Genomic DNA, 23,268 nt, shown 5'->3' with positions numbered 1-23,268 from the left:
GGTGGACCGCGCCGACCGCAAGGGAGCCCCGATGGCCGACCACCTGACCGTGCTGACCACCACCGACACCGCAGAAAAGGCCGAAGCCCTCGCACGCGGCGCCATCGAGTCCCGGCTGGCCGCCTGCGCCCAGATCTCGGCGCCGGTCACCTCGGTCTACCGCTGGCAGGGCGAGATCGAGACGGCGCGCGAGTGGCAGATCCTCTTCAAGACCACCCGGGCCCGCTACCCCGAACTGGAAGCGCACCTGCTGTCGGCGCACGACTACGAGACACCGGAGATCATCGCGACCCCGGTGGTGGCGGGCAGCGACGCGTACCTGAACTGGCTCACCGAAGAAACCGCCGAAGAAACCGCCGACGAAACCGCCGGACAACCCGTCAGTGAGCGGCCAGCACCGAGGTGACCCCCGATTCCCGCGGGCCGAGGAAGTGCGGGTCCGGGCGGACCGTCGCGTCCAGTGCCGCCTTGCCTGCCGCGATCATTTCGCGCACTCCGCCGTAGTACCAGGTCACGTCGTGCGGCTCGGTGACGCCGACGCCGTACGACTCGACGCCCGCCGCCTGGCAGAGGGCCACCGCGCGTCGGACGTGGAAGCCCTGGGTCACGAGCACCGCGTGGTCGACGCCGAAGATCTTCTTCGCGCGGACGCAGGAGTCCCAGGTGTCGAACCCGGCGTAGTCGCTGACGATCCGTCCGTCCGGCACCCCGCGCCTGGTGAGGTACGCGCGCATCGCGTCGGGTTCGTCGTACTCCACCCGGCTGTTGTCGCCGGTGACCAGCACGACCTTGACCTTCCCCGTCCGGTAGAGCGTCACGGCCGCGTCCAGCCGGTGGGCCAGGTACGGCGTCGGCCGGCCGTCCCGGAGCCCCGCGCCGAAGACCACGGCCACGTCCCTGGCCGGCACGTCGGCGACCGTACGGACCCGGCTGTCGGCGGCGGTGTGCATCCAGGTCATGGGGGCCAGCGCCAGGACACAGCAGACCATGGCGATCTGCACGGCGCGCCGCTGCCCGCGCCGGGTGCGGGGGAGCTGGGGCGGCTTGATCTTCGGCAGCTTCGGTCGGCGCATGCCTATCAGGACGTGCCGGGACGCAGAACAGTTCGCTCGTGCGCCCGACAGACGCGCCCAACGCAACCACCCACGCAGAAGACGCCCGACGGCCGCCCCGGACTCCCGGCCCGCCCGGCCCCGGGCTCATGCGCCCTGACCCGCATGACCCCACCGCTTCCGGTTACCTTCGGAACATGGCAGGCACCACAGGCACCACCCCCAGCACCACGGCGCACCACCCCTCCGACCCCGCCGGCAGCTACGACGAAGCCGCCACCGAGCGCTGGGCCCCCGAACCCGACAAGCGCCCCGGGCGTACCGCGTTCCAGCGCGACCGGGCCCGGGTGCTGCACTCGTCCGCGCTGCGCAGACTCGCCGGCAAGACCCAGGTCGTGACCCCCGGGTCCAGCGCCCGGCAGTGGGACGCCAGCCCGCGCACCCGGCTGACCCACTCGCTGGAATGCGCCCAGGTGGGCCGGGAACTGGGCGCCGCGCTCGGCTGTGACCCGGATCTCGTCGAGACCGCCTGCCTCTCGCACGACATGGGCCACCCGCCCTTCGGGCACAACGGCGAGCAGGCGCTCAACGACTTCGCCGCCGACTGCGGCGGCTTCGAGGGCAACGCCCAGTCCCTCCGCCTGCTGACCCGTATCGAGCCGAAGCGGTTCATCCCGTCAGCTCAGTCCGGGACCGGCGAACCCGTCAGCGTCGGCCTCAACCTCACCCGCGCCGCCCTCGACGCCGCCACCAAATACCCCTGGCCGCGCGGTCACCACCCCACCGACCCCGCCTCCGTGAAGTTCGGCGTGTACGAGGACGACCTGCCGGTCTTCGACTGGGCCCGCAAGGGCGCCCCCGACGGCAGGACCTGCTTCGAGGCGCAGGTCATGGACTGGTCCGACGATGTGGCGTACTCGGTCCACGACTTCGAGGACGGTCTGCACGCCGGCCATGTCGATCCCGCCGCGCTCGCCTCGCCCGAGGAGCGCGGCGAGATCTGGGCCGTCGCCATCGGTCGCTACGTACCCGCCGACACCGACCCGCAGGAGCTGGCCGCCGCCCTCGACCGGCTCATGGACCAGGAGTGGTGGCCGCACGGCTACGACGGTTCGGCCGTCGCCCTCGGCCGGCTCAAGGACGCCACCAGCCAGCTCATCGGCCGGTTCTGCCTCGCCGCCGAGAGCGCCACCCGCGACGCCTACGGCACGGGCCCGCTCACCCGCTACACCGCCGAGCTGGTCGTACCGCGCGCCGCGCGCCACGAGTGCGCCGTGCTCAAGGCGGTCGCCGACCGGTACGTCATGCAGCGCGCCGAGCAGGAGGCGCTCCGCCTCGACCAGCGGATCATCCTGGCCGAGCTGGCGGCCGCCCTGACGGACCGTGCGCCCGAAGGGCTCGACCCGCAGTTCCGCGGACTGTTCCACGCCGCGCCCGACGACCGGGCGCGCAAACGCGTCATCGTCGACCAGATCGCGTCGCTCACCGACGCGGCGGCCCGCGCCCTGCACAGCGGACTCACCGGTGGCGCACGCCTCTCCAGGTGACGGCCGCCGCGTACGATCGGCCTGCACGCCTCGGGCCTCCCGGCGCACGCTTGGATGAAGGCAGCCGGATCACGACAATCAGGCACGCGCACGGAGCGCCCCCTCTATCGCCATCACGCTCCGTGCGGGACGCTCGCAGATGGCGGCAGCGCAACGAGGAGGCATCAAGTGGTCGACGCACATCGCACATTCGTCATTGTCGGTGGAGGTCTGGCGGCGGCGAAAGCCGCGGAAACCCTCCGCGCGGAAGGGTTCACCGGCCGGGTGATCCTCATCGGCGACGAGCGCGACCACCCCTACGAACGCCCCCCACTGTCGAAGGGCTATCTCTCCGGCAAGGAGGAGCGCGACACCGTCTTCGTCCACGAACCGGCCTGGTACGCGCAGGCCGAGGTCGAGCTGCACCTCGGCCAGACCGTCACCTCCGTGGACCGCGAGGCCCGCTGCGTGCATCTGGGCGACGGTACGTCCGTGCGCTACGACAAGCTGCTGCTCGCCACCGGCGCCGAGCCGCGCAGGCTCGACATCCCGGGCACCGACCTCGCCGGCGTGCACCATCTGCGCAGGCTCGCGCACTCCGACCGGCTGCGCCAGGTGCTCGCCTCGCTCGGCCGCGACAACGGCCATCTGGTCATCGCGGGCGCCGGCTGGATCGGGCTCGAAGTGGCGGCCGCGGCCCGCAGCTACGGCGCCGAGGTCACCGTCGTCGAAGCCGCGGACACCCCGCTGCACCAGGTCATCGGCCCGGAACTGGGCCAGATCTTCACCGATCTGCACCGCGAGCACGGCGTGCGCTTCCACTTCGGCGCCCGGCTCACCGAGATCGTCGGCCAGGACGGCATGGTCCTGTCCGCCCGTACCGACGACGGCGAGGACCACCCCGCGCACGACGTGCTGGCCGCGATCGGCGCCGCGCCGCGCGTCTCCCTCGCCGAGGCGGCGGGCCTCGAACTCGCCGCCCGCGCCGAGGGCGGCGGGGTCGCCGTCGACGCCGGGCTCCGCACCTCCGACCCGGACGTCTTCGCGGCGGGCGACGTCGCGGCCGTCCCGCTCGCCTGGGGCCCGGACGCCGGCTCCCGGATCCGGGTGGAGCACTGGGCGAACGCGCTGAACTCAGGCCCGGAGGCCGCCCGCGCGATGCTCGGGCAGGACGTCGTCTACGACCGCGTCCCGTACTTCTTCTCCGACCAGTACGACCTCGGACTCGAATACTCGGGCTGGGCGCCGCCGGGCACGTACGACCAGGTGGTCGTGCGCGGCGACGCGGGAAAGCGGGAGTTCATCGCCTTCTGGCTGAAGGACGGCCGGGTGCTCGCCGGGATGAACGTCAATGTGTGGGACGTCACCGAGGACATCCAGCGGCTGATCAGGTCCGGCGCGAGCCTGGACGTGCACGCCCTCGCCGACCCGGGCGTAGCGCTGTCCAGCCTCGGGAACGGCTGACGGGACGGCCGCGCGCGGAGAACCTGACCGCCCCTGCGGAGAGGGAGTGTCCGTCCGGCCCCGTAGAATTCCCCCGTGGCCGGCAGGATCAACGATGACGACGTGAAGGCGGTTCGGGACGCGGTCCCGATCGATGCCGTCGTGTCCGAGTACCTTCAGCTACGCAGCGCCGGAGGCGGCAATCTGAAGGGGCTCTGCCCCTTCCACGACGAGAAGTCCCCGTCCTTCCAGGTCAGTCCGAGCAAGGGTCTCTTCCACTGCTTCGGCTGCCAGGAGGGCGGAGACACCATCGCCTTCGTGATGAAGATCGACCATCTCTCGTTCTCCGAGACGGTCGAGCGCCTCGCCGCCCAGGCGGGCATCACCCTGCGCTACGAGGAGGGCGGCTACAACCCGTCGAGCCAGCGCGGCGAGCGCACCCGCCTGGTGGAGGCGCACAAGATCGCGGCGGAGTTCTACGCCGAGCAGCTCGGCTCAGCCGAGGCCGAGATCGGCCGCAAGTTCCTCGCCGAGCGCGGCTTCGACCAGGCCGCGGCCGAGCATTTCGGGGTCGGCTACAGCCCGGCCGGCTGGGACCACCTCACCCGCTACCTGCGCGGCAAGGGCTTCAGCGACAAGGAGCTGATCCTCTCCGGGATCTCCCAGGACGGCCGCCGCGGCCCCATCGACCGCTTCCGCGGCCGGCTGATGTGGCCCATCCGCGACATCTCGGGCGAGGTCGTCGGCTTCGGCGCGCGCAAGCTCCGCGACGACGACAACGGCCCCAAGTACCTCAACACCCCCGAGACGCCGATCTACAAGAAGTCCCAGGTGCTGTACGGGGTCGACCTGGCGAAGAAGGACATCGCCAAGGTCAGCAGGGCCGTGGTGGTCGAGGGGTACACCGACGTGATGGCCTGCCATCTCGCGGGCGTCACCACCGCCATCGCCACCTGCGGCACGGCGTTCGGCGGCGACCACATCAAGATCCTGCGCCGGCTCCTGATGGACAACGGCAGCGCGCGGGTGATCTTCACCTTCGACGGTGACGCGGCGGGCCAGAAGGCCGCGCTGCGCGCCTTCGAGGACGACCAGAAGTTCGCGGCCGAGACGTACATCGCCATCGCCCCCGACAACATGGACCCGTGCGAGCTGCGCCTCGCCAAGGGCGACGAAGCGGTCCAGGACCTGGTCGAACCGCGCACACCGCTCTTCGAGTTCGCGATCCGGCAGATCGTCTCGCGCTACGACCTGGAGACCCCGGCGGGCCGCGCCGCCGCGCTGGACGAGGCGGCGCCGATCGTCGCCAGGATCAAGAGCGGCTCGTCGCAGCACGAGGTCGCCGTCCAACTCGCCGGCATCCTGGGCATCCTCGACACCCAGTTCGTGGTCAAGCGCGTCGCCCAGGTGGCGCGCTGGGCCCGCGACCGAGGCGGCCGGGGCCCGGCCCAGGGCGGCCCCTCGGGGCCGGGCCGCGGCGGACAGCAGCAGGGCGGCGGGTACGACACGGCGGCGCCGCAAGGGCCCCGGGGCCCCGCGCTGCATCTGCGCAGCCCCGCCCACCGCACCGAGCGCGAGCTGCTCAAACTCGCCCTCCAGCGGCCCGAGTTGGTCTCCCCGGCCTTCGACGCCTACGGGGCCGACGAGTTCACTGCCCCGCCGTACGCGATGGTCCGCCAGTGCGTCGAGGACGCGGGCGGCGCCGAACAGGGCGTGGCCGACGGGCGCGCGTATCTGGCGCGGGTGCTGGAGACCGTGCCGAACGACACCGTGCGCCATCTGGTCACGGAGCTGGCCGTCGAGGTGTTCCGGGGCAAGGCCATCGACGAGATGTACGCGGGCCAGCAGCTCGTCCAGGTCCGGCTGCGGGCCGTCGACCGCCGTATCCACGAGGTGACGGGCACGCTGACGCGGCTCGGCGGGCAGGCCGACCCCGAGCAGTTCAACGCCGTGCAGAACGAGCTGTGGGTGCTCCAGCAGTACAGCCAGGCCCTGCGCAACAGGGGCGCCGACGCGCTCTGACGCGGCATCCCGGGGCAGGGCGTCCCCGTACGTCGTACGGTAACGGCCCGGTTACGTACCGGACTCAGAAAGTGGTCGCACGCCCCTCGTGGCAGCCCTGTGTCGTACCCCACACTGGGGAGCGGTGCCTGAGTTTCCGGAAGCGCGGCCGGCCCACGACGGTGGGCGCCAACTCCCGCGGATCCGCTCGTCGTGCAGCGATCACCTGGAGGTCGCCCCGTGCAGACCCAGACCCTGACCGAGCCCGTGACCGAGCCCCTGACCGGGCTGTTGACCGACACGCCGCAGACGGTCGTGGAAACCGTCACCGAGGCCCCCGTGGACGATTCCGCCGCGCCCGACTCCCCGCAGAGCCGCGCCCGCAGCCGTGCGGACGCCGGCGGGGCGTCGTCCGACCTCTTCCGCCAGTACCTGCGGGAGATCGGCCGGATCCCGCTGCTCACCGCCGTCGAAGAGGTGGATCTCGCGCGCCGTGTCGAGGCCGGTCTGTTCGCCGAGGAGAAGCTGAGCACGGCCGTTGACCTGGACTCCCAACTCGCGCTCGACCTGGACAAGTTGGTCGTCATGGGCCGGATGGCCAAACGGCGGCTGATAGAGGCCAACCTGCGGCTCGTCGTCTCCGTCGCCAAGCGCTACATCGGGCGCGGACTGACCATGCTCGATCTCGTCCAGGAGGGAAACCTGGGCCTGATCAGGGCAGTTGAGAAGTTCGACTACGCGCGCGGCTACAAGTTCTCGACGTACGCGACCTGGTGGATCCGGCAGGCGATGTCCCGCGCCCTGGCCGACCAGGCGCGCACCATCCGGGTCCCGGTCCATGTGGTCGAGCTGATCAACCGGGTGGTACGCGTCCAGCGGCGGATGCTCCAGGAGCGCGGCTACGAACCGAGCCACGCCGAGGTCGCCGCGCATCTGGAGCTGCCGCCCGAGCGCGTCACCGAAGTGCTGCGCCTCGCCCAGGAACCGGTGTCGCTGCACACCCCGGTGGGGGAGGAGGACGACGTCGCGCTCGGCGACCTGATCGAGGACGGCGACGCGGCGTCCCCGTCCGAGTCGGCGGCGTTCCTGCTGCTGCGCCAGCACCTGGAGGCGGTGCTCTCCACGCTCGGCGAGCGCGAACGCAAGGTCGTCCAACTCCGGTACGGCCTCGCGGACGGCCGGCCGCGCACGCTGGAGGAGATCGGCAGGATCTTCGGCGTGACGCGCGAGCGGATACGGCAGATCGAGTCCAAGACCCTGAACAAGCTCCGCGACCACGCGCTGGCCGACCAACTGCGCGGCTACCTGGACTAGTTCCGGCCCCCTGGCTTCGTCACGGCCGCACCGCCGGGCGGCTGCGGCGGACCGTCGTCGCGCTGCGCACGCCGCTCAGTCCACCTCCGCCACCGCCTGCGCGAACTGCGCCGCGTACAGCCGGGCGTACGCGCCCTCCGCCGCCAACAGCTCGTCGTGCGTGCCCTGTTCGACGATCGCGCCGTCCTCCATCACCAGGATCACATCGGCGTCCCTGATCGTGGAGAGCCGGTGCGCGATCACAAAGCTCGTACGGCCGTGGGCGAGTCGCGCCATCGCCTTCTGGATCAGCACTTCCGTACGGGTGTCGACGGAACTCGTCGCCTCGTCGAGCACCAGTATCACCGGGTCGGACAGGAACGCCCGCGCGATGGTGATCAGTTGCTTCTCACCGGCGCTGACACCCGACCCCTCGTCGTCGATCACGGTGTCGTAGCCCTCGGGCAGCGTACGGACGAACCGGTCGGCGTGCGCGGCGCGCGCCGCCTCCTCGATCTCCTCGCGGGTCACGTCGCGGGAGGCGCCGTAGGCGATGTTCTCCGCGATCGTGCCGCCGAACAGCCAGGTGTCCTGGAGGACCATGCCTATCCCGGACCGCAGTTCCTCCCGGGACATGTTCCGCACGTCCATGCCGTCCAGCAGGATCCGGCCCGACGTCACCTCGTAGAACCGCATCAGCAGATTGACCAGCGTGGTCTTTCCGGCGCCCGTCGGGCCGACGATCGCGACCGTCTGGCCCGGCTCGACCGACAGCGACAGGTCCTCGATCAGCGGCTTCTCCGGGTCGTAGCGGAAGGCCACATGCTCCAGCGCGACCCGGCCCTGCGGCTCCCGCAGCCGCTCCACGGCGGGGGCGTCCTTCTCCTGCTCCTCCGCGTCGAGCAGTTCGAAGATACGCTCGGCGGACGCGACACCCGACTGGATCAGGTTCGCCATCGAGGCGACCTGGGTCAGCGGCTGCGAGAACTGCCGCGAGTACTGGATGAAGGCCTGCACGTCACCGATCGACAGCGTGCCCGAGGCGACCCGCAGTCCGCCGATGACCGCGATCAGCACGTAGTTGATGTTGGAGATGAACAGCATCAGCGGCTGCATCATCCCGCTGTTGAACTGCGCCTTGAACGCGGCGTCGTACATCTGCTCGTTGTGCTCGGCGAACGCCTGCGCCGACTCGTCCTGCCGGCCGAAGACCTTCACCAGGGCGTGCCCGGTGTACATCTCCTCCACGTGCGCGTTCAGCTTCCCCGTGGACTTCCACTGCTGCACGAACTGCGGCTGCGAGCGCTTGCCGACCCGGGTCGCGACGAAGACCGACAGCGGCACCGTCACCAGCGCGACCAGCGCCAGCAGCCAGGAGATCCAGAACATCACGATCAGCACGCCGAGGATGGTCAGCACGGAGTTGATGAGCTGGCCCATCGTCTGCTGCATGGTCTGCGAGATGTTGTCGACGTCGTTCGTCGCCCGGCTCAGGACCTCGCCGCGCGCCTGCCGGTCGAAGTACGACAGCGGCAGCCGCGACAGCTTGGCCTGCACGTCCTCCCGCATCCGGTACACCGTGCGGTTGATCACGCGGATGGACAGCCGCGACGACACGAGTTGCAGCAGCCCGGCGCCCACATAGATCAGCAGCGTGACCAGCAGGACGTTGCCGACGGCGCCGAAGTCGATGCCGTCGCCCGGGGTGAAGTCGACGCCGGACAGCAGGTCGGCCATCGACCCGTCGCCCTTCGCGCGCAGCGCCGCGATCGCCTGCGCCTTCGAGGTGCCGGAGGGGAACTGCCGGCCGATGACCCCGGCGAAGATCAGGTCGGTCGCCTTGCCCAGTATCTTCGGTCCGGTCACCGCGAGCCCGACGCTCAGTATCCCGGCCGTGACCATCCAGACGAGGGTGGTCTTCTCCCGCGCCAGCCGGCGCAGCAGCCGCTTGCCCGACCCCTTGAAATCCATGGACCGCTGCGTAGGAGCGCCGGCCCCGGCGGCCATCATGCGTCCCGCACCGCTCATCAGGCCGCCTCCGCCTCGGTCAACTGGGAGAGCACGATCTCCCGGTACGTCTCGTTCGCCGCCATCAGCTCGTGATGGCGGCCCGTGCCGACGACCCGGCCCTCGTCGAGGACGACGATCCGGTCGGCGTCACGGATGGTGGACACCCGCTGGGCGACGATCACGACCGTCGCCTGCGCCGTCTCCCGCAGCAGCGCGCGGCGCAGCGCCGCGTCCGTCGCGTAGTCGAGCGCCGAGAACGAGTCGTCGAACAGATAGATCTCGGGGCGCTGCGTGAGCGTGCGCGCGATGGCGAGCCGCTGCCGCTGGCCGCCGGAGACGTTGGAGCCGCCCTGCGCGATCGGGGCGTTCAGACCGCCTTCGAGCGCGGTGACGAAGCCCTTCGCCTGTGCGACCTCCAAGGCGTGCCACAGCTCGTCGTCGGTCGCGTCGGGATTCCCGTAGCGCAGATTCGTCGCGACGGTCCCGGCGAAGAGATACGGCTTCTGCGGCACCAGGCTCACCGTCTTCGCCAGCAGCACCGGGTCGAGTTCCCGTACGTCCTGGTTGTCGACGAGGACTTCGCCGCCCGTCGTGTCGATCAGCCGGGGGATCAGATGCAGGAGCGTCGACTTCCCGCTGCCGGTCGATCCGATGATCGCCGTCATCTCGCCGGGCTTCGCCGTCAGCGAGATGTTCTTGAGCACGGACTCCTCGGCGCCGGGGTAGTGGAACTCCGCTTCCCGTATCTCCAGATGGCCGTGCCTGCGCAGCTCCCGTACGGGATTCTCCGGCGGGACCACGCTCGACCTGGTGTCCAGCACCTCCTCGATGCGCTCGGCGCACACCTCGGCGCGCGGCACCATGATGAACATGAAGGTGGCCATCATCACGGCCATCACGATCTGCATCAGGTACGAGAGGAACGCGGTCAGCGCGCCGATCTGCATGCCGCCGCTGTCGATGCGGTGCGCGCCGAACCAGACGACGGCGATCGACGACAGGTTCACCACCGTCATGACCGTCGGGAACATCAGCGACATCAGCCGTCCGGTGGCGAGCTGGAGGTCGGTCAGCTCGGTGTTGGCCTCCTTGAAGCGCCCCTTCTCGTACTCGTCCCTCACGAAGGCCCTGATCACCCGGTTGCCGGTGATCTGCTCCCGCAGCACGCGGTTCACGCTGTCGAGCTTCACCTGCATGGCGCGGAACAGCGGGCGCATCCGGCGGACGATGAGCGAGACGGAGACGGCGAGGATCGGCACGACGGCCAGCAGCACCGTGGACAGCGGGACGTCCTGGCCGAGCGCGGCGATGATCCCGCCGACACACATGATGGGCGCCGACACCATCAGCGTGAACGACATCAGCACCAGCATCTGGACCTGCTGGACGTCGTTGGTGGTGCGGGTGATCAGGGTCGGCGCCCCGAACTGCCCGACCTCGCGCGCGGAGAAGCTCTGTACGCGCGAGAAGACGGCGGCCCTGACGTCCCGGCCGAGCGCCGAAGCGGTCCGGGCGCCGTAGAACACGGCGCCGATGTTGCAGATCACCTGGACCACGCTGACGCCGAGCATGATGCCGCCGAAGCGCAGGATGTATCCGGAGTCACCGGCCACGACACCGTTGTCGATGATGTCCGCGTTGAGGCTGGGCAGATAGAGGGTGGCGATCGTCTGGAGGAGCTGCAGCACCACCAGGATGGATATGGGTCTTTTGTACGGTGCGAGATGGGATCGCAGGAGTCGAATGAGCACGCGTAGTCTCTCGGAGTCGGCAAGATCAGGGGTCCGACCCCATCTTGCGACACGCGGCCCGTTGATTCCCAAGGGTTAATGTCCAAGGACGGGTCAAGAAGTAAGGGACAGGACGCGGCTGCGCCGATGACCCGCCGCGCACTCCCGGTTACCCGCGCGAGTCACCCTGCGCCGGCCACGGGCCGCCCGTCACCCGCCGCCCGTCACCCGCCGCCTGCCACCCGGCCGTCCGTCACCCGTGCCCGTCACCCGCGCCCGTCACCCGCGCCCGTCACCTGTCAGTCCTCGGCGCCGCCTGCACCGCCTTGCGGCCGGCTGTCGAACGCCCCGGGGTGGATCTCGTCGCGCGTGGCCCCGTACTGCTGGCGCACCGCGGCGCCGACGGCGGCGTCCTCGCCCGGCTCGAACACCTGCGCTGCCGCGCCCTGCCAGCCCGGCGGGGTGTGCGGCGCGAGCGAGCCCCGCGAGACGCCGAGCGCCCAGGCCGCCTGCCGGGCGGCGCCGAGCGCCGCGTAGTCGGCGGGCTGCGGTACGACGACCTGCGCACCGAAGATCGCGGGGGCGACGGCCTGCACGGCGGGCAGTTCGGCCGCCGCGCCCAGCAGGAACACCCGCCGCACCTCGACGCCGCGCCTGCGCAGGACGTCCATCGCGTCGGCGAGCGAGCAGATCATGCCCTCGAAAGCCGCCCTCGCCAGATGCTCCGGCTTCATCGACTCGCGGCGCAGCCCGCTCAGCGTGCCGGCGGTGTGCGGGAGATGCGGGGTCCGCTCGCCCTCCAGATACGGCAGGAAGACCAGACCCGAGGCGCCCGGCGTGGACTTGAGCGCCAGGGTGGACAGCTCGGCCAGATCCTCCGTGCCCAGCAGCTCGGCGGTGCCGCGCAGGGCCCGTACCGCGTTCAGCGTATGGACGACCGGCAGGTGCATGCCGGTGGCGTCGGCGAAGGAGGTGATCGTCCCTGACGGGTCGGAGAGGGCTTCGGGATGGACGGCCATCACGGAACCGGAGGCGCCGAGGGAGACGACCGCGTCACCGGGCCCGACGCCGAGCCCGAAGGCGGCGGCCATGGTCTCGCCCGTACCGGCGGAGATCAGCAGCCCCTCGGGGGTGGTCCCGGCGGCCTCCGAAGGGCCGAGCACCTCGGGCAGCGCGGCCGGGTGGCCCAGCGCGAGTTCGACGAGTTCGGGGCGGTACGAGCCGGTGCGCGCCGACCAGTAACCGGTGCCGGAAGCGGCGCCCCGGTCGGTGGTGCGGCGCGCGGGGCGGCCCAGCAACTGCCACACCAGCCAGTCGTGCGGCTGCATCACGAACGCCGTGCGCCGCGCCGCCTCGGGATCGTTGCGGGCCATCCAGCGCAGCTTGGCGACGATCTGCCCGGACTGCGGTACGCCCCCGACGGCCTCGGCCCAGGGCTGCCGGCCGCCGAGCTGGTCGATGAGGTCGGCCGCGGCGACCTGGGCCCGCTTGTCGTTGCCGAGCAGGGCGGGACGTACGAGATTGCCCTGCCGGTCCAGGGCCACCATGCCGTGCTGCTGGGCGGAGACACCGATGGCCTGCACGCCCTCCAGCAGCCCGCCGGACGCCGCCTCGCCGAGGGACAGCAGCCAGACCTGCGGATCGACTTCGGCGGACTTGGCCTCGACCGGATGCGGCGCGTAACCCTGCCGCAGCACGGCACCTGTGTCCGTGTCGCAGACGACGATGCGTGTGGACCCCGACGAACTGTCCAACCCGGCGACTATTCCCATGCCACCCGATTCTGCCGCACGCGCGGCGCGACGTGCGCTGCCGGTACGGCTCGGGTGCGCACGGGAACGTCTGGTACTGCGCGGGGGCAGGGTCAGGTGGCGCTGCTGCCCCAGTCGTCCTGCCCCGTGCCGTTGCCGTTGCCGTTGCTGCGGTCACGCAGCGAGCGCACCCGCTGGGCGACCGAGGTCGGCACCTTGTCCCCGACCTTGTCTCCCACCTTGTCGCTGACCGAGTGATACGCCTTGCCGGCGAACTCCCTGCCGGTCTGTGCCGCCGACTCGGCGGCGTTGCGCACCGCGGGGTTCTGCGACACCTGCCGGGCCGATTTCTTCAGCTTCTCGTAGCGCTCGCGTCCGGCTCGCGTTCCGAGAACGTAACCGAAAGCCAGCCCCGCGATGAACGTGAGGCGGTACCGCATGGCTGCCATCCTTACCTAGCGTCGAGGCGTTGGGCCGTGTGCTCTGCGCCTACCCCGATACGGACCGGGATCACCCGACGTGACCCGGGACGATACCGATTGGCGGAGCACCCCCCTGCTTGCGCTAATGTATGTGTCGCAGCGAACGCGCGCCGCCCGGGTGACCCGGGGTAGGTACGGTTCGGTGCAGACGCAGCAATCCCCTGTAGCTCAATTGGCAGAGCAGCCGGCTGTTAACCGGCAGGTTACTGGTTCGAGTCCAGTCGGGGGAGCGCGATCCCCTGTAGCTCAATTGGCAGAGCATTCGGCTGTTAACCGGAGGGTTGCTGGTTCGAGTCCAGCCGGGGGAGCAGCGAGGAAGAGGACCCTTCGGGGTCCTTTTTCGTATGCCCTGGAACCGGGCGGCGCGGAGGACAGTCCTCAAGGTCAGCGATGCCGACCATCCGAGGCAGGAGATCGTATGAGCGGCTATGCTGCGGCAGACGGCGCGCACAAATGTGCGCGACGCGCCGTTAGGGGCGGTAGCTCAGCCGGTTAGAGCAGCGGACTCATAATCCGTCGGCCGTGGGTTCGAGTCCCACCCGCCCCACCGGGACGCTTGTCAGCAGGATCGTTTCGACCTGCACGACAAGCGTGCACCCTCCCCGGGTGCCCTCCCCGCAAGACACGCCGCCGAGGGCCGTCCGGCCCCCCGGCCGCCCGAATGACCACCGGTCAGGGCGTGACAGGCCATCGGATACGTGTACGGCCGGACGGGCCCCCGCGGCGGCTGACCGACGATCACCTCATCACCCCGCGCAGAGCGCGCCGCAGCGCCGAACGGGTGACACCCGCCTCCCGGGCATGACGGAGCCCCGACCACTCGGGGTGCCGAGCGGCCGGGGCGTCGGTCGGTACGGCTACTCCTCGACCGCTCCGCCCACCGTGCGCAGGTGCTCGCGGAACGTCAGTGACGGGTTCTCGCTGCGGGCGGTGAGGTAGGCGTCGAAGCGCAACTGGGCGCGCAGGGAGGTGCCGGAGCGGATTCGCTCCGCCTGCCGGCGCTCCTTGTCGCGGATCCCCTCGGCCAGGTCGAGGATTTCGGCGGCGTGGGACGACGGTACGAACAGCACGCCGTCCTCGTCGCCGAAGACCAGGTCCTCGGTGCTCACCGTCCACTCGCCGACGATCGCCGACTCCAGCGCGTTCTTCGGCTGCTGGTCGCTGCGTTGCGGCCCCGTCGGGAGCGAGCCGGCGCTGAAGACCGGCAGGCCGATCGCCCTGATGTCGGCGGTGTCGCGGTGGAGGCCCCAGATGACGAGGCCCGACAGGCCCGCGGTCTGGGCCTCCAGCGCCACCAGGTCGCCGACGCAGGCCTCGTCGGTGCGGCCGCCGTTGTCGACCACGAGGACGTCGCCCGGCTGCGCGTCCTGGAACGCCTCCAGGAAGACGTCGACGCTGCCGGCGTGCCGCGCTGGCAGCACCCGTCCGGCGACGCGGCTGCCCGGGATGGCAGCCTGGAGTGCCGAAGGGGCACAGCGGACAGGGATTTGGGCACGGATGCAGGCATCCGTGAAGTGGGCGGTCGTCAACGCCGCGAACCGGCGTCGCAGCTCCTGGGAGTCCATGCTCGGCATAACCCCTGAAAGTAGCAGAGTGATTATCTGGGTTGACGGCTGATCTTGGTCCGGCCGTCCTCCCACTCCGGCTTGAGGTCGACCTGTACGCGATGCGTGGTCCCGCGGTCGAGGCTCGCGCCGAGTTCGGCGGTCACCACACCGATCCGCAGGCCGCCCTTGCCGCTGCCGGTGCGGTGGACCTGCACGGTGAACTCCAGGCTGACGCGCTCCACGTCGAAGCCCAGGGGATGGGCGTCCCCCTCCTGCCGCGCCCGCATCAGTTCGCTCCGTACCTGCCGGACCACCTCGGACAGTCCTACGAAATCAGGCTCGCCCACCGTTGCGCTCCTCCCCCGTCACGCACCCCGTCGCGACGAGTGTCGGCCATTCGTTCGCGGCCTTCGAGTATGGCAGCGGAGTCCGGGACACGGCCAAGGCGCAAGCGTATGATGTCCGGGCATGACGACCGATGGGGGAATCGGTGTCGAAACCTGCTATGGGTACGCCTCGTTGGGCGGCCCGGATTCGGCGGAGCGACGGGGAGATCGTCGGCAGCGGAATCCTGTTGAGCCCGGACCGCGTGCTCACCTGCGCCCATGTGGTCAGCCAAGGAGAGCCGGTCACCGCGGAGTTCGTCGGGGCCGAAGGAGTTGACGTCCCGTCAGTCACGGCGCATGTCATTGACGGCATGTACAAGCCGGAGGAGCTGGACGCCGACCTCGATCCGATCGCCGACGTGGCGCTGCTGAGTCTGGACACCCCGCGCCCGGCCGACGAGGCGGTCCTGCTCCACCGGCTCTCGTCACCCGGCAGGCCCGTACGGATGTACGGCTTCCCCGAGGCGCACAACGGCGGCATCTGGCTGCCCGCCACCGTCCTCGGCGGCTGCGGACGCGACGGGCAGGTCCAGTTGACGCCGCTGGGCACGGGGTTGTTGGCAAGTCCCGGGTTCAGCGGCGGCGGTGTGGTGGACGTCGAGACCGGCGAAGTCGTCGGGATGGTGCTGAGCAAGTCCGAGGCGAGACGCGGCAGCGGGTTCACTTTCATGAGCCCGGCCGAGACCATCGTCCAGCATCTGAAGGACGTCGCCGAGTGGACCAAAGGGCTGGAAGCCGTCGACGTCAGGCTGCGTTCCGACGCTTCCGGCGCCGACGAGGCCCTGCTCGACACGTCGTTCGCCGAGCGGCTCGCCACCTGGTTCAGGGACGACGGCCGGCAGGTCAAGATCAGTCTCGTGCCGGACGGCGACTCCGCCAGGGCCGCCACGCTGCGCCGCGCGATCACCCTGGCCGACCGGGAGTTACGCACCTGGGCCTCCACCCGGCGCGCCTCGCTCGACCCGCCGGGGACGGTCCCCTCGGCCGGCGGCCATGACCTCGCCGTGGTCGCCGACGGGCTGACCGCCGATGCCGCCGCCGACCTGATCGCCGATCGGCTGGGGCTGTGGAAACCGCCCGACGACCCGGCGATCGACCGGATCCGTGCGGCGAAAGCCACCCTCACCCTCGTCGTGGTGGGCGTCGACAAGGCCGCCGAGCCCGACCAGTTGCTCGATCTGCTGGCGCTGCTCAGGACTCAGGGCAGCAGACTGCTGCTGGTGTTCGGCGCGGCCGGCGCACACTTCAGACGCGCCCAGTCCGAGCTGGTGATCGAGCCGACCCAGCGGCAACACGACGCTCTCGTAGCGCTGTTGGACGAGATCGCCGGGCCGCTGGCGACCGCGTTGCGAGAGCGCATGGCGACCGTGTACTCCGACGCCTCGAAGCCCGCGCTGAGCGCGCTGGTGCGCGCGTACGCCATGCGGCAGGAGTTGGCCGGGACGCACGGCTTCGTCGCGGGGCTGGGCCAGAACCACGACCTCGGGGTGTTCGCCAAGAGCGCTGCCCGGTCCGCCGACCGGATCCGGACCGCGATCGGCAAGCTCGACGAACTCGTCGCACGCCGGGAGGAGTTACGCGGCCGGCTCGCCGGCTACGGCGCGCTCTACCAGGCGGCGGCCGACCACGAGGACCTGGAGATGGCCGACCGCTACCTCGCGGCGCACCAACTGCTCCAGGCCAGGCCGTGCGACGTAGCGGCCGCGGAGGCCGCGGTGCTCCACTACATCCGCTCCGTCGAGGGGTCGGACGGGAGCCCGGCGCAGGAAGGTGAGCCGACCTGATGACATCCGCCTCCGACACCACGAGCACCCGCTGTCCGCGCCCCGGCTGTCCGGGGCATGTGATGGTCACCGGGTTCTGCGACACCTGCGACGAGCGGGCCCCGGACGGCAGCCCCACCGTCGCCGCCCCGCCGCCCGGCCCCCGCCCGAAGAACCTGCCGGGGCAGCGGGGACGCGGCACCGGGCGGTCAGGCCAAGGGACGCAGGACGCATCGTCCGCGGACCAGCCCGCCGACGAACTCGACCTCGACGGGCTGGTGTTGCTGCCCGACATCCTCAAACCCGAACTCGCCGACGTCGTCAGCACGACCGCACACGCGCCGACCGGCAGCCGGCGGTGCGGTGTCGACGGCTGCACCGGCACCATCGGCGTCGGCCACGCCGGCCGGCCGGCGCCCGACCACGGGTTCTGCCCCGAGTGCGGATCGCCGTACTCCTTCAAGCCCCAACTGGGGCCGGGCGACGAGATCGGCGGCCACTACCGGGTCGTCGGCTATCTCGCGGCCGGCGGCCTCGGCCAGGTGTATCTCGCCGAGGACACCCGGTTGAAGGACAAGTACGTCGTCCTGAAGGGCCTCATCAACTCGCGTGACGCCGCCGCCCGGCGCAACGCGGTCGAGGAGCGCCGGTCGCTCACCACCCTGCACCACCCGGACATCGTCGCGATCTTCTCCCACATCGAACACGAGGTGCCGGGCGAGGAAGAGCCGACCGGTTACATCGTCATGGAGTACATCGGCGGCCGGCCGCTGCACAGCTATCTGACCGCCACCGACGAGGAGTTGACGGGGCTCTTCGGCAAGTCGTTCGGGATCGACCATGTCCTCACCTACGGCTGCAAGATCCTGGGCGCGCTGGAGTACCTGCACGACCAGGGCCTCCTGTACTGCGACATGAAGCCCGAGAACGTCATCCAGTACGGCCACGAGATCAAGGTCATCGACCTGGGCGCCGTACGCCCGATCGGTGACGACACGTCAGATCCCGTCTACACGCCGGAGTACGCGCCGCCCAGGAAGGAGCGCGAGAGCCGGGGCTTCCACGTCGACTCCGATCTGTACACCGTCGGCAGGACCCTCCAGGCGCTGGCCACGCGGGCCGCCCCCGCGAAGGGGCTGGCCGCCCAGTCCTTCACGCGCCTGGTCACACGCGCCACGCACCAGGAGCCCGCAGCGCGCTTCACCTCGGCCGCGCAGATGTCCCGGCAGCTCTGGGAGGTGCTGCGGGAGTACCGGGCCCTGAGCAAACACGAGCAGTACCCGGAGCGCTCGACCCGCTTCGAGGCCGTCGCCGAACTCATCGGACCCGGTCTCGGCGGCATTCCCACGCTGGCGCACTGGTCGGCCCGCACCGGGCCGCCGCAGGATCTCGACATCGCGCCGCCCGGCCCCCGCGAGGCCGCTTCCGGGCTGCCCCTCCCCATCCCCGACCCGCAGGACCCGTCGGCCGTGCTGATCGACGGGCTCGCGGCCGACAGCCCCGACCGGATCGCCGAGCGGGCGAAGGGCGACCGGGCGCTGGACACCGTCGAGGTCGCCCTGTGGCTGTGCCGCGCCTATCTGGAGGACGGCAGCGATCCGAAGCCGCAGGACGGCGAAGCCCCGAGGCGGACCGAGGCGGCGAACTGGCTGGCCAGGGCCACCGAACTGCTGGACCCCGACACGGCCGGGTACGACTGGCGGCTGTCCTGGCACCGGGGACTGCTCGCGCTGGCGGGGGACAGGCCCGACCTCAAGCTGGCCCAGGAGATGTTCATGGCCGCCTACGACACGCTGCCTGGCGAGTGGGCGCCGAAACTGGCCCTCGGCTACTGCGCCGAAGCACTCACCACGAAGGCGCTGACCGAGCGGGCCGCCAGGATCCCCGACCCGAAGGGGACCCAGACCGTCGAGTACTACGACGCCGTCTGGCAGCGGGACAGGACGCGCGGCAGCGCGGCCTTCGGCATGGCCAGGGTGCATCTGCGCCGCGGCGACCGCGCGGGCGCCGTCCAGGTCCTCGACGCCGTCCCCACCACCTCCCGGCACTTCGACGCCGCCCGGATCGCCGCGATACGGGTGCTCGCCGGCCGGCTCGGCGGCGCGGCGCCGACCGTGGCTCAACTGGTCCAGGCCGACGCGCGGTTGGGGCAGTTGCGGCTAGACGACGGCGGGGCCAGGGACCGGCTGGTCACCGAGATCAGGGAGAACGTGCTGGCGGGGGCGGCCGACACCGAGCACCCATGGACGGCCGAAGGGCTCCCGGAAGGCGAGCTGTTCGGGGGCGCCACGACCCGGCGCGCCCTGGCCGGGCTGCTCTACCAGTCACTGCGGAAGCTCGCCGAGCAGGCCGTCACCGTCGAGGAGCGCGGCGAGCTGCTCGACCGGGCGTACGACGTCCGGCCCGAGACCCGCTTCTGACGGCGCACGACGATTCCGACGGCACGGAAGGCAGGGACCGAACGGACCGCACGGACCGCACGGACCGCACAGGAGGGGGACACGACATGGACGCTCACGCGCGGACCGACGACGACAGCGATCCGTACGACGACGGGGAGACCGACAGCGCGACCGTCAAGCTCACGGTCAGCCAGCAGAAGTACCTGCCGGCGGGGAAGCAGCAGCAGGACATGCACGCGATCCTGACCGTCGAGGTCGAAGGGGTGGGCGGCGCCACGGGGCCCGCGACCGGTTCGATCCTGGCCCAGGTGCTCGTCATCGACTGCTCCAGCTCGATGAACGGGCCGCCGGAGAAGTTCCGCGCGGCCAAGGCAGCCGCGATCGCCGCCCTCCGGATGCTGCCCGACGGCACACCGTTCGCCGTCGTCAGGGGCGCCCACGACGCGACCATGGCCTACCCCGCGACCCCGACCATGGTCCGCGCCACCCCGCACCTGCGCGCCGAGGCCGAACGCGCCGTGCACGGGCTGCTCGCGGCCGGCGGCACCGCCGTCGGCACGTGGCTGGATCTGACCCGCCGGCTCCTGGCGGAGCAGCCGGCGCCCATCCGGCACGCCCTGCTGCTCACCGACGGCAGGAACGAACACGACCAGCAGATGCCGCTGGCCTGGGTACTCGACCGCTGCGAGGGGCAGTTCATCTGCGACGGCTGGGGCATCGGCGCCGACTGGGACGCCCAGGTGCTGCTGCAGATCACCCGCAGGCTGCACGGCGCGAGCAGTGCGGTACGCAAAGACGCGGATCTGCCGGGCGAGTACGAGCAGTTGATGCGCGGCCTGCTCGCCAAGGCCGTGCCCGAACTGGTCATCGAGGTGGCGCCGCGGACGGGGAACACCGTGCGCTACCTGAAGCAGGTCGAGCCCACCGAGGTGAGCCTGGTCGACACGGGCCCCGAGGACGGTCCTTCCGCGTTCGTCACCCGGGCCTGGGGCAACGAGCTGCGCAGATACCAGTTGTGCGTCAGCGCCGATCCCGCCGGGCGCCGGACGCGGGTGGATCTGCAACTGGCCGTCGTCAGCATCGCGATGCCGGCCGGCGGCGAGGCGCTGCTGCCCACGGCCCTGCCGTGTCTGGTGCACTGGACCGACGATCCGGCGCTCAGCTCACGGACCGACAACCAGAACGACTTCTTCAACCGCCATCTGGAACTGGGCAGGACCCTGACCGCGGCGTCCGACGCCTTCCGACGCGGTGAGAAGAGCCGGTCCGAACAACTGCTGGGCGCGGCAGTCCAGTTGGCACAGCAGGTCAACGACCAGAGCCAACTGGCCAAACTGCGGCGGCTGGTCGAGGTGCTGGACGCGGCGGCCGGCCGGGTGAAGCTCCGTCCCGGTCTGAAACCGGTCGACTTCCAGCATCTGATCACCGCGAGCAGCCACAGCGCCTTCCCGGGGTCGTCCGGCGGCGCGGCCGAGGCGCCGCCCGACATCACGGAGCCGTGCCCGTCCTGCGGTGAGCCGGTGGCGACCCGGGACAAGTTCTGCAGGTACTGCGGCGCCCGCAAGGCGGCGGCGACATGAGCAGTACGGCACAGGACCTGGTCCGCCGGCTCTGGCTGCTGCTGGCCCTCGGCGCCGCCTCCACCTTCGCGCTGTTCGGCGCGTACCGGGGCGTGCACGCCGACGCCGTACCGCTGGCCTCGGCGAGTACCCCCGGGGTGGTGGCCGTCGTCACCGCGCAGAACGCCCTCCGGGAGGCGCAGGAGAGCGCGGTGAACAGCGGCGCGGCCGGGGTGCCGGGGACGAGTGACGCGTCGACCAAGCTCGCCGTCGCCAACCAGAGCCTGGGCGTGGCGGCTTCGGAGGATGTGACGGGTCTTGAGGGCCGGCAGACCCTGCAGACCGTCGCCGGGCTGCTCACCGTCTATTCGAGCTGGATCGAGAAGGCCAACAGGGAACCGGCCGGATCGCCCCTCCAGAACGCGTACTTCCACACGGCGGCGACCGTGCTCGACGGCAACTCGGCGGCGCTCCCGACCAGTGACTCGCTCCTGGGCCGGCTCGCCGAGCTTCAGCGTAAGCAGGAGCAAGTGGTCGACCAGCAGGCGGAGTTCGGCTGGCCGCTGCTGATCGGCTGGGCGGCGGTCGTGCTGATCTGCGGCAGCTTCTGCCTGGCGCTGGTGGAGACCCAGCGCTTCACCCGGCGGCGCTTCCGGCACCGCTGGAACCGTCCGCTCGCCGCCGCCACCGTCCTGCTGGTCGCCGGGGTGCTCGTGCTCGCGCTGTTCACCTGGTGGACGCACGACGGGCTGACGGACTCCGCCGCGCTGCTGAACGGAGCGGTGGACGGGAGACTCCCGAACCCCGCGACGGTGGCAGGACATATGAGCGGCGCCGGGCCGCGGGCCGCCGTGGCCAACTGGATTCTCGCCGGGGGAGTGGTGTTGATGGTGCTGGTCGCCGCAGGGCTTGTGCCGCGGATCAGTGAGTACCGGCTCAGGTCGTCCCGGTGAGCGGGCCGGAGAACCGCCCGGTGCGCGACCGCCCGAAGAGCCGCCCGAAGAGCCGCCCGGTGCGCCGCCCGAGGACCCGCACGCTCGTCGTGGTCGGCGTCTGCGTCGCCGTGCTCGCCGGACTCGCCGTGGGTGTCAACACGCTCCGCTGGAAGGGCTCGGTGACGCTGCTCGCCAACTGGAGCGGCGCGAACGAGCAGAACCTGCGGGACAGCGTGATCGAACCGTTCGAGGACAAGTACCGCATCCACGTGGTCTACCAGGGCAGTTCGGCCGAGAGCCAGGTGCTGGCCGCCGACGTGGAGAGCGGTACGCCGCCCGACGTGGTCGTCATGCCGGGGCCGGGGGAGCTGGCCGACTACGCGAGCCAGGGCCGGCTCAAGCCGCTGGACGGGCTGGTCGGCACCAAGGACTTCGGCCCCACCTGGATGCCCGCCGTGCAGGGCGCCAAGAGCACCGCCGACCACACGTACTGGGTGCCGGTGGCCGCCGACCTCAAGAGCATGGTGTGGCACCGGGGGAATCTGCCGGACGAGCGGCTCGCCGCCGTCGCCGCCGAGCCCGCGTCCTGGTGCCTCGGCATGGGCAACGGCGCGACCTCCGGCTGGCCGGGCACCGACTGGCTGGAGGACATCCTGCTGCAACAGGCGGGCCCGACCGTGTACCAGCAGTTCGCGAACGGCGAACTCGCCTGGGACAACAAGGACATCAAGCGGGCCTGGCAGACCTGGGGCAGGCTGGTCGGCGCCGGTACGCCACGGGCGGCGAAGGCGCTCATGACCGACTACGACAAGGCGTCCCAGCACGTCGGGCGGTCCGCTTCGGGGTGCGGTCTCGAACACCAGGCGTCCTTCGTCCGGCACTTCCCGTCCTGGACGAAGGCCGAGGGCGCCTACGTGCCGTCGTCGAAGGTCATCCCGGGCGCCAGGCAGCAGCAGAACACCTGGGAGATCTCCGGGGACTTGGCCGCCATGCTGACGAACACCCCGCAAGCCAGGAAGCTCATCCGGTACATGGCGTCGGCCGAGGTCCAACAGCGCTGGAACACCGCGAAGTCGGGCTTCTCCGCCAACCGCCGGGTGCTGCGGACGGCGTACGCGGGGGACCCCACGGCGGAGACCATCGCCAGGACCCTGAGCGACCCGACCGCCACCCAGTGCTGGGACGCGTCCGACGCGATGCCGTCGCAGATGCGGGACGCCTTCAGCGACTCGGCGCAGCGGTATCTCGCGACGGGCGAACTCGACGCGGAGCTGTACGACCTGGGCCAGGTCAAGGCGGGTCTGAAGGGGCAGTGGCCGCAGTTCGCGGTCTGCGGCTCGGGCTGAGCTGCGCGGGCGCCGGGGCGCACCGGACGGGCCGGGGGCTCG

Annotated in this window: 17 protein-coding genes and 3 tRNA genes; 13 read left to right on the top strand and 7 right to left on the bottom strand. The window is 71.0% G+C overall.

Features of this window, described 5'->3' with window-relative positions:
• The first annotated feature begins 31 nt into the window (after positions 1-31).
• On the top strand, positions 32-406 hold the full coding sequence (gene cutA, locus ACZ63I_RS14165; protein WP_469338545.1) for a divalent-cation tolerance protein CutA: 375 nt from the start codon (positions 32-34) through the stop codon (positions 404-406).
• On the opposite strand, the gene ACZ63I_RS14160 is transcribed toward cutA, so the two are convergent.
• Entirely contained in the window at positions 381-1,073 is a 693-nt protein-coding gene (locus ACZ63I_RS14160) for a SanA/YdcF family protein (RefSeq protein WP_469338544.1), read from the bottom strand. The two genes, cutA and ACZ63I_RS14160, sit on opposite strands and share 26 nt — an antisense overlap.
• 176 nt (positions 1,074-1,249) lie before the next feature.
• Here ACZ63I_RS14160 and ACZ63I_RS14155 point away from each other — a divergent pair, with 176 nt between their 5' ends.
• The 4 genes from ACZ63I_RS14155 to ACZ63I_RS14140 all read left to right on the top strand — a co-directional run bounded on the left by ACZ63I_RS14155 (position 1,250) and on the right by ACZ63I_RS14140 (position 7,336).
• Positions 1,250-2,599: a deoxyguanosinetriphosphate triphosphohydrolase gene (locus ACZ63I_RS14155; RefSeq protein ID WP_469338543.1), complete on the top strand. Its 1,350-nt coding sequence runs from the start codon at positions 1,250-1,252 to the stop codon at positions 2,597-2,599.
• 168 nt (positions 2,600-2,767) lie between these two features.
• Positions 2,768-4,042, top strand: coding sequence for an NAD(P)/FAD-dependent oxidoreductase (locus tag ACZ63I_RS14150; protein ID WP_469338541.1), 1,275 nt, complete (start codon positions 2,768-2,770; stop codon positions 4,040-4,042).
• A 75-nt stretch (positions 4,043-4,117) separates the two neighbouring features.
• Positions 4,118-6,043: a DNA primase gene (dnaG, locus tag ACZ63I_RS14145; protein WP_469338539.1), complete on the top strand. Its 1,926-nt coding sequence runs from the start codon at positions 4,118-4,120 to the stop codon at positions 6,041-6,043.
• 219 nt (positions 6,044-6,262) lie between these two features.
• A complete protein-coding gene (locus ACZ63I_RS14140; RefSeq protein ID WP_469338538.1) occupies positions 6,263-7,336 on the top strand; it encodes an RNA polymerase sigma factor in 1,074 nt (357 codons plus the stop codon).
• Between the two features lie 75 nt (positions 7,337-7,411).
• On the opposite strand, the gene ACZ63I_RS14135 is transcribed toward ACZ63I_RS14140, so the two are convergent.
• The 4 genes from ACZ63I_RS14135 to ACZ63I_RS14120 all read right to left on the bottom strand — a co-directional run bounded on the left by ACZ63I_RS14135 (position 7,412) and on the right by ACZ63I_RS14120 (position 13,246).
• Positions 7,412-9,343, bottom strand: coding sequence for an ABC transporter ATP-binding protein (locus tag ACZ63I_RS14135; RefSeq protein ID WP_469338536.1), 1,932 nt, complete (start codon positions 9,341-9,343; stop codon positions 7,412-7,414).
• Positions 9,343-11,076 (bottom strand): ABC transporter ATP-binding protein, encoded by a 1,734-nt coding sequence (locus ACZ63I_RS14130; RefSeq protein ID WP_469338534.1) that lies wholly within the window; start codon positions 11,074-11,076, stop codon positions 9,343-9,345. The genes ACZ63I_RS14135 and ACZ63I_RS14130 overlap by 1 nt, the downstream gene beginning before the upstream one ends.
• Positions 11,077-11,354: 278 nt before the next feature.
• Entirely contained in the window at positions 11,355-12,827 is a 1,473-nt protein-coding gene (locus ACZ63I_RS14125) for an FGGY family carbohydrate kinase (RefSeq protein ID WP_469338532.1), read from the bottom strand.
• Between the two features lie 92 nt (positions 12,828-12,919).
• Entirely contained in the window at positions 12,920-13,246 is a 327-nt protein-coding gene (locus ACZ63I_RS14120; RefSeq protein ID WP_469338530.1) for a YtxH domain-containing protein, read from the bottom strand.
• Positions 13,247-13,445: 199 nt separating this feature from the next.
• On the opposite strand from ACZ63I_RS14120, the gene ACZ63I_RS14115 reads away from it, so the two are divergent.
• The 3 genes from ACZ63I_RS14115 (at position 13,446) to ACZ63I_RS14105 (ending at position 13,835) form a co-directional block, all read left to right on the top strand.
• Positions 13,446-13,518, top strand: a tRNA-Asn gene (locus ACZ63I_RS14115).
• Positions 13,519-13,523: 5 nt separating this feature from the next.
• Positions 13,524-13,596, top strand: a tRNA-Asn gene (locus ACZ63I_RS14110).
• 165 nt (positions 13,597-13,761) lie between these two features.
• Positions 13,762-13,835: transfer RNA gene (locus tag ACZ63I_RS14105), tRNA-Ile, on the top strand.
• 310 nt (positions 13,836-14,145) lie between these two features.
• Here the strand turns inward: ACZ63I_RS14105 and ACZ63I_RS14100 are convergent.
• Positions 14,146-14,862 carry an RraA family protein gene (locus tag ACZ63I_RS14100; protein WP_469338529.1) on the bottom strand — a complete coding sequence of 239 codons (717 nt, stop codon included), beginning with the start codon at positions 14,860-14,862 and terminating at the stop codon, positions 14,146-14,148.
• A gap of 23 nt (positions 14,863-14,885) precedes the next feature.
• Positions 14,886-15,182, bottom strand: a complete 297-nt coding sequence (locus ACZ63I_RS14095) for a trypco2 family protein (RefSeq protein WP_469338527.1) — start codon at positions 15,180-15,182, stop codon at positions 14,886-14,888.
• A gap of 158 nt (positions 15,183-15,340) precedes the next feature.
• Between ACZ63I_RS14095 and ACZ63I_RS14090 the strand changes: the two genes are divergently transcribed.
• The 5 genes from ACZ63I_RS14090 to ACZ63I_RS14070 all read left to right on the top strand — a co-directional run bounded on the left by ACZ63I_RS14090 (position 15,341) and on the right by ACZ63I_RS14070 (position 23,226).
• A complete protein-coding gene (locus ACZ63I_RS14090) occupies positions 15,341-17,005 on the top strand; it encodes a S1 family peptidase (protein WP_469338525.1) in 1,665 nt (554 codons plus the stop codon).
• Positions 17,005-19,404 carry a serine/threonine-protein kinase gene (locus tag ACZ63I_RS14085; protein ID WP_469338524.1) on the top strand — a complete coding sequence of 800 codons (2,400 nt, stop codon included), beginning with the start codon at positions 17,005-17,007 and terminating at the stop codon, positions 19,402-19,404. The genes ACZ63I_RS14090 and ACZ63I_RS14085 overlap by 1 nt, the downstream gene beginning before the upstream one ends.
• An 86-nt stretch (positions 19,405-19,490) precedes the next feature.
• Positions 19,491-20,966 carry a VWA domain-containing protein gene (locus ACZ63I_RS14080; protein WP_469338523.1) on the top strand — a complete coding sequence of 492 codons (1,476 nt, stop codon included), beginning with the start codon at positions 19,491-19,493 and terminating at the stop codon, positions 20,964-20,966.
• Positions 20,963-21,898: a hypothetical protein gene (locus ACZ63I_RS14075; RefSeq protein ID WP_469338521.1), complete on the top strand. Its 936-nt coding sequence runs from the start codon at positions 20,963-20,965 to the stop codon at positions 21,896-21,898. Before ACZ63I_RS14080 ends, ACZ63I_RS14075 begins: the two co-directional genes overlap by 4 nt.
• On the top strand, positions 21,895-23,226 hold the full coding sequence (locus ACZ63I_RS14070; protein ID WP_469338520.1) for an ABC transporter substrate-binding protein: 1,332 nt from the start codon (positions 21,895-21,897) through the stop codon (positions 23,224-23,226). The genes ACZ63I_RS14075 and ACZ63I_RS14070 overlap by 4 nt, the downstream gene beginning before the upstream one ends.
• The last annotated feature ends 42 nt before the right edge of the window (positions 23,227-23,268 follow it).

The sequence above is a fragment of the Streptomyces sp. NPDC087906 genome, assembly GCF_055584925.1.
Note: the sequence above shows the minus strand (reverse complement) of the source record. Positions and strands in the feature narration are given on the sequence as shown.